The following is a 12429-nucleotide window of genomic DNA, read 5'->3' as shown; positions in this document are numbered from 1 at the left end:
CTTCGCTAGAAGCTGCCGTCTGAATCATATTAATAATTTGATTTTTAATAAGATTATTGATTTCCATATTGCACTCTTTGGGTTTTTATTGACAAGATCACGAGTTAACTAGTAGCAAATATAACGCCAAACGAGATTGGCAGACCTTTTGCTGTATATCACTTTAGAACAACAGGCCCAGAATTGATTTAGGAAAGACCAATGGCAGCTCATAAACATGGCTTTAATGCAGATAGGCCAAGTGATATTCCAGCACTCGGTTGGTGGGATGTCAGTAAACGGCTATATCACAGCTTATCCCAGGATAATTTATCTCTGGTTGCCGCTGGAGTGGCATTTTATGCCCTTCTGGCAATATTCCCCGCATTAGCAGCCGTCGTTTCTATCTACGCCTATTTTTCTTCTCCTACAGAAATGGTTGATCAGCTACTGCCGCTAATAGAGCTCTTACCAGCATCCAGTCAAGAAATTATGTTGCAACAACTCAAGGCGCTCACTCAAAAATCGCAGGCGAGCCTAAGTCTAGGTGCTATTTTTACCCTCTTTTTAACAATCTGGAGTAGCAGTAAAGGCTGCCAAGCGTTGATTACAGCCTGCAACATTACGTATCATGAGCACAATAAAAGGCAGTTTTTGCAAGCGCTAGTGGTGCGCTTTTTGTTTTCTGTGGGGGCGATTTTCGTCGCGATTGTGGCACTGTCTATTATCGGAATTTTACCGATTGTGCTTAACCTCGTAGGATTTACCACAGCACTGGACTCTGTAATACAGCTAATTACTTGGTCTATTTTAGCGGTACTATTTCACTTTTCCTTAGCGTTTGTTTATCGTTACGCGCCTCATCGCAGAGCCGCAAAATGGCGCTGGATAACACTCGGCTCGTTTACCGCAACCGGCTTATGGATCTTAGCGTCATTGGGATTTTCATATTATGTCGCGCAGTTCGCTTCTTACAATGAAACTTATGGTTCATTGGGAGGTGTCGTCATTATGATGATGTGGTTATACTTGAGTGCATACATCATTATTTTTGGTGCTGCATTAAATGCCAGTGCTGAGCTACAAACTTTAAAAGATAGTACCGTTGGGCCAGCAAAAACCAGAGGACAACGAGGCGCATTTGTGGCTGATAATTTGACGACAAGACAACGTAAAGAAAAGGAGCCTCATTGATAATAGCATCAATATCAATAGCTCACTTTCACGATTTAAATTTTGCTTAGATTACTCAGCAGCAAGTTGAGCGTCGCGACCAAAATACACTTATGAGAACATAAACCAAATAGCGAAAAGATCAACAAGCCCTAATTCAACAAATTAAAATTAGAGAGGCTCTTTATTTTTTGCTTGATTAAAGTGCTCCCATGGCCCCACAATCGCCAATGTTGTCGTTGGTGAGTACACATTAACAAATAAAGTCTTGCCGTCTGGTGAAAAACAAGCACCGGCGAGCTCAGTTTGCTTAGCTAGCCGTGCAAAATTATAGAGTTCTCCCTCTGGTGTTACGCCTCTTAGATAGTTATCTACAACATCGGAATACTGATCCTCACAAACAATTAAATGTCCTTGTGGCGACACGGTAAGATTGTCACCAAAGTTATAGAGAGACTGGCTAGCGCTTTCCACGAATAAAGACAACTTTCCTGGATTGAGACGTTCTTTTTCTGTTCCCTCAAACTCAGATGGCTGATACTTCATGATTTGCCCTAGCTGCTTTTTTCCGCCATTGGTACAACAAAAGTACAGCTCGTTTTCACCCCAATGGATCCCTTCACCTCGAGCAAATAGCGCGGCTCCACTTCGATAAGCACGGATCCGTAAATCGTCTTTAGCACTTTGCGGGTCGTCCAAATTTATCCACTCAACGATAAACTCCTGATGAAGTGGCATCGCTTTTTTATTCCAATTTCGACTATCAAATTGCGGGCTTTCTTTCACAGCCAACGCTTGTAGTTTCCCGCCTTTGTGGAGCTTTGCTTTTTCGTTTGGAATAAAGCGGTAAAACACACTGTCTCCCCGGTCTTCCGTGAGATAAACAATACCTGTTTTGGGATCAACAGCAGCAGCTTCATGATTAAACCGCCCCATTGCTTTTAGAGGTTGTGGCTTAATTAAACCCTTTGCAGTCGCTGGTACTTCAAAAATATATCCGTGATCTTGTGTAAAACCATCATTTTTAGTTGCAGTTGTTTCTTCACAAGTAAGCCAACTCCCCCAAGGCGTTATTCCACCAGAGCAGTTACGAATAGTGCCAACCAAGGATAAATATTCTTGTTCTTTTTGGCGTGTTTTTAGGTTATAGACAATATGACTTGTGCCACCTGGAAGTGCGATGCCTGAGTCATTTGTATCAAAAGCAAGCTCACTTTTATGCTGGCGAATACTGTTCTCGGCTTTTGCTAAATCTGTTGGTTTCAATTCATGATTGCGGACCAATGCAACTCGCTCTCCATCTAAAGCAATACAACCCATACCATCGGCTTTGTCAGGTACAGTAAAACCATCGGACATTTTATCTCCAAGGCTTGATACTATTTGATAACTGAAACCTTGGGGCAAATCGAGTAAACCATTGGGGTCGGTGATCAACGGTCCATACCCAGCTATCATTGTGTTAAAGTCTAATAGTGACACTCTGCCAAATGCGCTTTTAGAAAGGCCGATAAATGCGAGGGTGCCAGCCCCCCTTAAAAACCCTCGACGTGAAACCATAATTTCTCCTGCTGATCGTAGTCGTGTCGGTAATAATCTCGTGCTACATATAGATAAGATTTATGTTGTTGTACAACTCAGTGACTTGTGTACCTGTGTGGCTTTAACCAGCAGGTACACAATGGTTTAACCTGCTAAAACTAAAAATAGCCGCGAATACCAAGCGCGAAACTGCGTCCCGGACGAGGGCCTATATCTTTTAAGAATGAACTATGTACTCGTGCTTCTGTATCCGTCAGATTGCTCCCTCTAAGATAAATAGAGAGATCTTGATTTAACACAGAAAGATCATAAGAGATGCTAGCATCAACTAAGGTATATCCGTCGGTCGCGGTCTCTTCTGGTGCAATCCGGTCCTGCTCTTGATATCGAGTAATGTGGATATGTGCACTGAGATTATCCGTCTGATAGCTTAACTGCGATCCAAAGCGCAGAGGTGGTGTACGAGGTAAATCGCCGCCTTCTTCTAATCTGGCGCGCACAAAGTCAGAGAAAACATCAACTTTCAACTCGTCGGTCAATTGCCAAGCAACTTGCGCTTCAAAACCGTGCAAAACCACATCATCTGTCTTGAATAAATAAATAGGTAATTCGGAAGCATGATCGTGCTCATGTTCATGATTGTGGTCGTGACTATGGCCGCTCTGGGCGTACAACCCAGTTTCTATTTGATAGTAGTAGTTATCTACTTGGTTGTAAAAAGCGTTAAAAATAAAGCCTATATCACCTTGGGTTTTTCGCAGTGTAATATCAATATTGTGCGACTTTTCTAGCGCTATGCCTTGCTCATCGAGTTCAAAATGACCGTGCTCATCCATTTTGAACAACGCTCCTACCTCGTAAGTGCCAGTTCCTATGTGAGGACCAAAGGAAAATAACTCCGATGAAGAAGGAGCGCGTTCAGAGTGTGAAACAGATAACCCCAGGTTATAATTTTGCGCAAAGTCCCATACAAGACCCGAAGATAAACTGACAGGGGTAAACTGATGCTCAACCGCATATACCTTTGTTGCTTCTGAATCGTGACCGATGTGGTCATGCATTTCAGCATCGTGCGAGTGGGCATCAATACTCGGTAAAGGCACATTACTTGCGGTGATCTCCACTTGCTCAATACGACCACCTAACTGCACTAAAAAATCACCAAACCGCCTTTCCTCCATTACCCCTATCGCAAGTGTTTGGGTATCAGATGGCGGCGTAAACGCCTCACTACCTTGAGCCTCAACATCACTGTGTTTGTAATGTAAGCTTACGCCACCAGTCCAAGCGGACAGAGGCTGATGTAGTAAATCAACCTTTAACTCATTGGTATCATTCTTAAATGTTGTTCCAATCATGCCGTGCTCAACTTCAGCATGTTCATACTCTGTAAAACCAGCACGCACATTCACTTTATCAAGCCAACCTTTGTTAAACTTGTACTCGCTTAATAGTTGCACTTTTGTTTGTGCTAAGTCGGCAAAAACCTGCTCTTCAGCCTCATTATGTGCTTCTTCATCACCATGCGTATGCCCCGGAATGCCGTATTTGCGGTTAAATTTCTCAACAGCCACACCGACATAACCTTGGTCAAATAAGTAACTTGAGCCAACAGTAAAACCATCAGACTCTTCAGCACTATTTGCTACTTTATAGTGATGTTCATCATTGTCATTCCCTTCACTATGCTCATGAATTTCAGCAGGAACAGGTACTTCGTAATCATTAGATTCTCGCCAGAATGCATCAACATATAAGGCCACAGAACCAATACCCGATGTCGCATTAAACGAGGCTGTATTTTGGTCATCAACAGAGTTACTTTCCAGATTCCATTCTCCGCGAGTTGTATTATCGGTTGGCACTCTTGTATCGACGACGTTAACCACTCCCCCAATCGCACCGCTACCATAAAAAAGAGTTGCAGGTCCTCGCAACACCTCGATTTGTTGAGCCGTTGAAGCTTCGGAGGCGACTGAGTGATCAGGACCAACTCTAGATACATCACTGACATCTAATCCATTTTGCGTCACCAACACTCGCGGGCCACTCAAACCTCGAATAATTGGTGTGCTTGCTACTTTGGCGTGAAAATTTGTATTGACGCCAGGCAGTTTTTCTAAGCTATCCCCTAGTGTAGCGGTTTGCTGTCGACGCAATGTTTCACCTGACAAAACACTAACTGGAACTGCCGATTCCATCGCTGACATATGTACAGGAGTAGCAACAATATCTATAACTTCTATTGGAGAACGATTTAACATTAGCATTGCGTTTTTAACGCCACCTTGCTCCAGAGTGAGCGCCTTATGCAGATGAGCAAAACCAGGTGCTCTTACATGGATTTGTTTATTTCCAAGCCCAACACCCGAAATTTGAAAATGACCATTGTTATCTGTGAGTACGCGAATATCAGTTCCTTCGACCTCAATTGATGCATTTGCAATCCCTTTACCAGCTTTATTGACGACTGTACCTTCTATAGACTTTGCTACAAGGCTTGGTGGTAACAGTGCAGCAACGAGCAAGGATATTGTTGATAGTTTAGACATAACGACTCCAATAAATGTTATATTGTATCAATTATGCTTGATATGTTATATTGTATCAACAGTTGAATGGATTATGTCGTCATTGCCGTGAACAAAACTCAACGAAACTTTATTCTCAAACAGGCTCAAGCAAAATGCCAATCGTTAGGGCTGCGTTTAACTGAAAAACGACAGGGCGTGCTTGAAATATTATTGCAAACAGTCGAGCCGCTATCAGCGTATGAACTTACTAGCAAATACAATAAAAGCACCAACTCTCCTATTCTAGCAATGTCCGTGTACCGCATTCTTGAATTCTTAGAATCAGTCAATCTGGCACACCGGATCCATTCTGCAAATAAATATATAGCCTGTAAGAGTCTAGATGGTGCGTGCCATCACCATCTATCCGTGATCTTAGTCTGCAAATCCTGCCATCAAATAGAAGAAATAGATTCTGTTCAAGAGGCTGCCAAGCATCTATTTAAAGCGGTAGAAAGCACTGGATTTTCAGCTGCAAATGCACGCTTAGAGTTGCCTGGCTTATGTAACCTTTGCAAAGCCAAACTTGACAAATAGGTCCCTACAATATGAAAAACACACTGATAAAAAATGCAATTGTGGTCAACGAGAATCAATCACAAGAATGTGATGTACTTATCGTTGATAACAGAATAAACAAAATTGCAAGCTCAATAACTGCGCAGCCAAATGACAATATTGTGGATGCGACAGGTTATTTTCTACTCCCTGGAATGATAGACGACCAAGTACATTTCCGTGAGCCCGGCTTAACACAGAAGGGGAATATAGCCTCAGAATCGAGAGCTGCTGTGGCAGGTGGTATCACCAGCTATATGGAAATGCCAAACGTAAGCCCTGCGACTACAACCATTGAAGCTCTTGAACAGAAATACGCGATTGCGTCTAGAAGCTCGCTGGCAAACTATAGTTTTTACTTAGGGGCAACCGAAGATAATTTAGAACAAATAAAACGTTTAGATGCGAAGAAGTACTGTGGTGTTAAAGTTTTTATGGGGGCATCAACAGGCGATCTACTCGTTGAGCATCCACAAGCACTCGACGCAATTTTCAGAGAAAGTCCAACCCTAATTGTCACCCACTGTGAAGATGGAAGAGTGATTGAAAAGAATTTATCCATGTGCATCGGACGCAGTGGCAGTTTAACAATTCAAGATCACCCCATCATTCGTGACGTCGAAGCGTGTTATTCATCCTCTTCGTACGCTGTATCTTTAGCGAAACAATATCGTAGCGATTTACATGTACTGCATATCACAACAGAAAAAGAATTGAGCTTATTCCCTTCAGGCGATATTCGCGACAAACATATTACGGCAGAAGCATGTGTTCATCATTTGTGGTTCAGTCAAGAAGATTACGCACAGCAGGGTAACCTAATAAAATGCAACCCAGCGATTAAAGCGAAAAGCGATCGTGATGCTTTATTAGCAGCGGTACGAAATAATCAAATAGATATTATTGCTACTGATCACGCGCCTCATACTTGGCAAGAAAAGCAACTCCCCTACCAGCAAGCACCTGCGGGTTTGCCTTTAGTTGAACATGCATTGTTAAGCTTGCTCGACCATGTGCATCATCAGCGTTTATCTATAGAGCAGCTCGTTGAGAAGGTGGCACATAATCCAGCGTTAAGATATCACATTGTAGATAGAGGCTTTATTCGTGAAGGATACTATGCTGACTTGGTACTCGTGAACCCTCATCACGAAACACCCACTTGCCATCAGAAAACACACTATCACTGTGGCTGGACCCCGTTCGACGGTCACCGTTTTTCAGCAAAAGTTTTAAAAACTTGGGTGAATGGCAGTCTCGTTTATGACGGCCAACAACCGCTTAATACACCCACAGCCGCTATGCCACTAATTTTTAATCGCTAGGGCATGTTTACCTTTCAAGTTTGTTTTTGCAGCAGTTTGATTGGTATTTGTACAAGGCAGAGCCTGCGTAGCATAGTTATTCTACGTGAGTCAGGCGAGAACACAGTAGAAATGCTAATCAAGCGCTGCCCTTTGGGTTCACCTGAGTGCGCTTTGTTCATTGTTGCTCAACTTTTGCCTAGATTACTAGGCGGCAAGTCGAACGTCGCGACCAAAACACACTCAGGAGAACAAAAATCAAACAGCAAAGTTCAACAGGCCCTAGAAACCTCGCCGGAAATAAATATGACAGTATCTTTACCTGATGTTGCCTCTGGGCAACTTGCAACAACAGCCTTACCGCTAAAGTGGGTGGGTATGGAAAAAATTGCCATACCTTTAGAAGTGGAAATATCAAGCACTTCCAGCCAAAGAGTTAACGCTCTTGCAAATATTTTTGTTAGTCTTGATAAACCTGAGGCGAAAGGGATCCATATGTCCCGGTTATACATTCGCTTGAGAGAGATACTAAGTACGACTCCTTTGAATATTAAAACGATTGAAGCGTTATTAAAAGAGTCGGTTCAATCTCAACAAGGATTGAGCAAAGCAGCCAAGCTTGAGTTACAGTTTGAAGTAACCATAGATAAACCAGCATTGTTGAGCGATCAATTCGGCTATCAAAGTTACCCTATCACGCTTAATTGTGAGTATATAAACTCAGAGCTTAGCTATGAGTTATCACTTACTATTGCCTATTCAAGTACCTGCCCTTGTTCAGCGGCACTTTCTAGACAAGCATTAAGTGAAGAGATCGAAGAACAGTTTTCCCAACAGATGATTTCAAAACACGAACTAATGACGTGGATAACCTCTCTACAAGGGAGCATTGCCACACCTCATAGCCAGCGCTCTTTCGCTTACGTAACGGTAAAACTAACTGAACGGACGTTGCCACTCATTCCAAGCCTTATAAAAGCGCTAGAACAAGCCATTGGCACGCCAGTTCAAACTGCGGTAAAACGTGAAGATGAACAAGCATTTGCGAAGCTAAATGCAGAAAACCTAATGTTTTGTGAAGATGCCGCACGACGAGTCAAACAATTTTTAGAGCAAAACACACAGTTTGTTGATTATTGGTTCAAAATTGAACACCAAGAAAGTTTGCATGCTCACAATGCTGTCGCCATTGATAATAAGTTTCCGGCCCAAAAACTGACTTAAGAAACACTTATCTGCCTAAGATGCAAGAATCACGATACCGCCATTATTATGCGATAAAACACAACTAAAAATACACAATAGATACACTATAACATTACATCAAATATTGAGAAGTTTATGAAAAAAACCATCATCGCCGTTACAATTTACTCCACGCTTTTTGTCTCTGGTTGTTCAAATTATACAACGGAGGTGGCATCTACCGTGCCTAAGAAAAGTGAATCAGTCCGTCACAATCCACTGTTCAAAGCCAGTACTTTAATCTATCAAACCCCAATGTTTGACCAGATCAAAGATGAACATTTTATGCCTGCATTTAAGCTGGGTATGGCAGAGCACCTCAAAGAAATCGAGCGTATTGCAACTAACCCTGCAGCGCCTACGTTTGAAAACACCTTAATTGCAATGGAAAAAAGTGGTGCACTGCTAAAGCGAACCAGTAGCGTGTTTTTTAACTTAATAGGCACAGATAGCTCAGTAAAGCGTCGTCAATTACAAAAAGAGCTAGCCCCAATGCTCGCAGAACACCGCGATAACATCAATTTGAACGCCGCATTATTTGACCGTATAAAGTCGCTTTATGATAATCGCAACACACTCGAACTGGACTCAGAATCAAAGCGTTTATTGGATGTTTACTACACCAACTTTGTGCGAGCTGGCGCAAAACTAAGTGCTGAAGATAAGGAGAAAATTCGCAAAATCAATGAAGAGCATTCCTCTCTGACTACCCAGTTTTCACAAAACCTATTAGCAGAAACGTCTGCCATATCAGTGATTGTTGATGATAAAGCCGCATTAGACGGTTTAACAGAAAGACAAATTCTTGCCACTAAACGTGCGGCTGAAGCTGCAGGACATAAAGACAAGTACTTAATCGGTATTACCAACACCACTCGTCAACCTATTTTAGCGTCTTTAACCAACCGAGCACTTAGGCAACAGATTTGGCAAGCTTCTGCTTATCGTGCTCAGTCAGGTGATAATGACAACACTCAAATTATCATTCGGCTGGCACAGCTAAGGGCCGAAAAAGCAGCGCTGTTAGGGTATAAAAGCTGGGCAGACTACGGCCTAGAAAAGCAAATGGCTGGAAACCCTAAAGCAGTTTACAACATGCTTGGCAGCATGGTGCCGGCCGTTGTTTCCAACGTGGAAAAGGAAGCAGCAGATATTAAAACGCTTATTCAAAGCGAAGGGCACTCGTTCGACATCAAACCTTGGGACTGGGCATACTACGCTGAAAAAGTTCGTCAATCTCGTTATGATCTGGACGAAACAGAAGTGAAAAAGTACTTCGAATTTAATAACGTCTTAGAAAATGGTGTTTTTTATACCATGAATAAGCTGTACGGCGTAAGTTTCAAAGCTCGCCCTGACTTACCTGTGTATCATCCAGATGTTAAGGCTTATGAACTGTTCGATAACAATGGTGAAAGCCTCGCGATATTCTTTGCCGACTATTTTGCAAGAGAAGGTAAACGTGGTGGAGCTTGGATGAATTCATTTGTAGGGCAATCTAAGTTATTAAACCAAAAGCCTGTGGTTATCAATGTCATGAATATTGCAAAGGCACCTGATGGTGAACCAACCTTTGTGAGCTACAGTGAAGTGACAACTATGTTTCACGAAATGGGACATGGCTTACATGGGATGTTTTCTGACGTAAAATATCCGAGTCTTGCTGGAACCGCTGTTTCTCGTGATTTTGTTGAGTTTCCCTCAACCTTTGAGGAAGACTGGGCTGCACACCCTGAAGTTATCAGTAACTATGCAAAGCATTACCAAACCGGGGAGCCTATCCCAAAAACACTGCTTGATAAAGTGATCCGCTCACGAACTTTTAATATGGGCTACGATACATTGGAGTACATGGCATCTGCGCTCTTAGATATGGAGTGGCATACAATTTCACCTGAGCATGCACCCACTGATATCAATGAATTTGAACAAGCGGCACTGAAGAAGCATGGAGTCGCCCTCGATTACGTTCCACCGCGTTATAAATCAGCATTTTTTGCGCACTCTATGGGAGGCGGCTATTCTGCTGGTTACTATGCTTATATGTGGAGTGAAATATTAGCAGCCGACGCCTATGCATACGTGCAAAAGCTCGGTGGACTTAAACTTGAAAATGGCGAAAAATATCGTAAACATATTTTATCGGTTGGTAACTCAAGACCTGTAATGGACTCTTACAAAGCATTCCGCGGAAAAGAGCCAACGACTGAAGCGCTATTAAAACGCAGAGGACTAGCCCCTAAATAACCATTTAGTTTACCCAGCCAAAAAGGGAAGCTGCTATGCTTCCCTTTTATCAATCTTATACCAGTTGTATTAAGTAAATGATCTATCTTGAAGCGGGAAAATAGCTTTAGTAGCACCGCTCTCGCGTCCTGCTACCGCTAAGGTACCTATATCCATATAGGCAAGGCAAAAATTTTGCTATTTAGTTGTTCTAAATGAGAAATTTTTAACGAAGCTAATATGCTATTTCACCCTTCAAATTGATTAGAGAATTAATTCAATTGGTATTAAATACAATACCGAGCAAACAAACTTGCAACGGTTGCAGCGGTTGGTTTGCCATGTTGCCAATCGCCACCTTCAACACCGCTACCTGCAATATCCATATGTACATACGGAATTGGCAACTCAGCATTACAACCATGCTTGTCTAAACCACCAACAATTGCCAAAAATGCCATTGGGAATTGGTGACCACGAGCGGTAACCGCCGATGGAGCGTTGTTGCTCGATAGCACATCATCCGCAAGGGTGCGTGGTTTTACAAAGTCATAGTCTTCGCGTCGGCTACGCGACACTTCCGCGCAGTCAGCCCATAAGTCGCCCATATCTGCAATCTTGCGAGATACTTGCGCTGCTCGTGCAGGACCATTCTCAACGTAAGCACTGTAAGGACCCATAGCGCGCGCCGCATGACCTGTCAGTGTTGCAACCGTAAAGATCTCAGGGTTTTTCTCACCCAGAGCTAAGTCTTTCGCTTCGCTGAGTAAATCCCCCATCGCCAAGCGACCTTCCGCATCGGTGTTACCAATACGAACACGAACCCCTTCCCTGCTCTCAATGATTTCATCCGGCACGAAACAGTCAGAACCAATCGAGTTACGAACCACGGCAAGGTAAGCAATAACCTTAACGCCTTTTGGCTGATACTTGGCAACCGCTTCCATAAAACCAACCACTGAAGCCGCACCACCTTTATCTCGGCTCATGCCCGCCATAAAGCCACCTACTTTAAGGTCGGCACCACCGGTATCGTAAACAAGACCTTTACCAACAAAAATAAGAGTACGCTCAACATCACCTTCAGGCTCGTATGCCATTTTTACAACACGAGGGTGATGGCGTTCAACGGCGTAAGAGGCACGCGCCACCGTGCTTAAAAGTGGATACTGCTCATCCATAATTTTACGATCAGCGATAACTTCAACGCTTACCGCTGAACCTTGGAACAGCTCAACGCAGTAGTCAGCAAAACGAGGCGGTGCCATGCGCTCAGGTTCTGTACCACACAGATCACGCGCAGCATATTGGCCTGCAGCGATTGCGCTTAGTTGATCGCAGCATTGTGCTGACGCTTCAAAAACATAAATCGCTTCGATTGGTTCAATCGCTTCGCCACGGTACTCACGTGCCTCTAATGGCTGCCATAAGCCTTGGCATGCACCTAAAAAGCTTACAGCACGCGCATTTTCGTAACGATCATCGGCAGGCACATTAACAACAGCAAGCACAGGTTTTACCGCACCAGCCGCTTTCGCTTCTAAAATACCAGCCTTTGCCGCTTCAAAATAACGACGAACGTCATCGTAATCTCTGTCTAGTGATCCGGTTGGCGCAATCACCAAACGCTTGCCAGGTACTTTGTCCGAAACAAGCAGGCTTGCCTTTTGTGCAATGCGTGCATCAACGGCTAAAAATGGCGCAGCAACTTCATCAAGCTGTGCACTGCCGAGATTTTGGATATCATGAGTAACAACAACGATAGCATCTGCATCGCTTTCAAATAGGGTGTTACAAGGTAATGCGATTGGAAAAGACATAAAAACGGC

General features: G+C 43.2%; 8 protein-coding genes. 5 read left to right on the top strand and 3 right to left on the bottom strand.

Annotated elements, in window-relative coordinates:
• Window positions 1–201: 201 nt before the first annotated feature.
• Complete coding sequence (locus tag L1D50_RS05545) at window positions 202–1173, top strand: YihY/virulence factor BrkB family protein (RefSeq protein ID WP_138522659.1); 972 nt, start codon at window positions 202–204, stop codon at window positions 1171–1173.
• Window positions 1174–1323: 150 nt separating this feature from the next.
• Here the strand turns inward: L1D50_RS05545 and L1D50_RS05540 are convergent, their stop codons facing one another.
• A complete protein-coding gene (locus tag L1D50_RS05540) occupies window positions 1324–2712 on the bottom strand; it encodes an alkaline phosphatase PhoX (protein ID WP_239965657.1) in 1389 nt (462 codons plus the stop codon).
• 140 nt (window positions 2713–2852) lie between these two features.
• Window positions 2853–5246, bottom strand: a complete 2394-nt coding sequence (locus tag L1D50_RS05535) for a TonB-dependent receptor (RefSeq protein WP_138522655.1) — start codon at window positions 5244–5246, stop codon at window positions 2853–2855.
• 66 nt (window positions 5247–5312) lie between these two features.
• Here L1D50_RS05535 and L1D50_RS05530 point away from each other — a divergent pair, with 66 nt between their 5' ends.
• From L1D50_RS05530 to L1D50_RS05515, 4 genes are all read left to right on the top strand, one after another.
• Complete coding sequence (locus L1D50_RS05530; RefSeq protein WP_138522653.1) at window positions 5313–5804, top strand: Fur family transcriptional regulator; 492 nt, start codon at window positions 5313–5315, stop codon at window positions 5802–5804.
• Between the two features lie 11 nt (window positions 5805–5815).
• The gene (locus L1D50_RS05525) at window positions 5816–7150 is read left to right on the top strand and encodes a dihydroorotase (RefSeq protein WP_138522651.1); all 1335 of its coding nucleotides are present in this window, start codon (window positions 5816–5818) and stop codon (window positions 7148–7150) included.
• A 285-nt stretch (window positions 7151–7435) separates the two neighbouring features.
• On the top strand, window positions 7436–8353 hold the full coding sequence (folE2, locus tag L1D50_RS05520) for a GTP cyclohydrolase FolE2 (RefSeq protein WP_128725229.1): 918 nt from the start codon (window positions 7436–7438) through the stop codon (window positions 8351–8353).
• A 117-nt stretch (window positions 8354–8470) separates the two neighbouring features.
• On the top strand, window positions 8471–10621 hold the full coding sequence (locus L1D50_RS05515) for a M3 family metallopeptidase (protein ID WP_138522649.1): 2151 nt from the start codon (window positions 8471–8473) through the stop codon (window positions 10619–10621).
• 266 nt (window positions 10622–10887) lie between these two features.
• On the opposite strand, the gene L1D50_RS05510 is transcribed toward L1D50_RS05515, so the two are convergent.
• Window positions 10888–12420, bottom strand: a complete 1533-nt coding sequence (locus tag L1D50_RS05510) for a leucyl aminopeptidase family protein (protein ID WP_138523508.1) — start codon at window positions 12418–12420, stop codon at window positions 10888–10890.
• Between the last annotated feature and the right edge of the window lie 9 nt (window positions 12421–12429).

Origin of the sequence: Pseudoalteromonas sp. Isolate6, from assembly GCF_022398435.1 — a bacterium.
Taxonomy (GTDB): domain Bacteria; phylum Pseudomonadota; class Gammaproteobacteria; order Enterobacterales; family Alteromonadaceae; genus Pseudoalteromonas; species Pseudoalteromonas galatheae.
This window is presented reverse-complemented; position numbering and strand designations above follow the sequence as displayed.

Excerpts from the sequence above, each read along its gene's own strand:
- L1D50_RS05545 (WP_138522659.1), top strand. The coding sequence starts at position 202 with ATGGCAGCTCATAAACATGGCTTTAATGCAGATAGGCCAAGTGATATT.
- L1D50_RS05540 (WP_239965657.1), bottom strand. The coding sequence starts at position 2,712 with ATGGTTTCACGTCGAGGGTTTTTAAGGGGGGCTGGCACCCTCGCATTT.
- L1D50_RS05535 (WP_138522655.1), bottom strand. The coding sequence starts at position 5,246 with ATGTCTAAACTATCAACAATATCCTTGCTCGTTGCTGCACTGTTACCA.
- L1D50_RS05530 (WP_138522653.1), top strand. The coding sequence starts at position 5,313 with ATGGATTATGTCGTCATTGCCGTGAACAAAACTCAACGAAACTTTATT.
- L1D50_RS05525 (WP_138522651.1), top strand. The coding sequence starts at position 5,816 with ATGAAAAACACACTGATAAAAAATGCAATTGTGGTCAACGAGAATCAA.
- folE2 (WP_128725229.1), top strand. The coding sequence starts at position 7,436 with ATGACAGTATCTTTACCTGATGTTGCCTCTGGGCAACTTGCAACAACA.
- L1D50_RS05515 (WP_138522649.1), top strand. The coding sequence starts at position 8,471 with ATGAAAAAAACCATCATCGCCGTTACAATTTACTCCACGCTTTTTGTC.
- L1D50_RS05510 (WP_138523508.1), bottom strand. The coding sequence starts at position 12,420 with ATGTCTTTTCCAATCGCATTACCTTGTAACACCCTATTTGAAAGCGAT.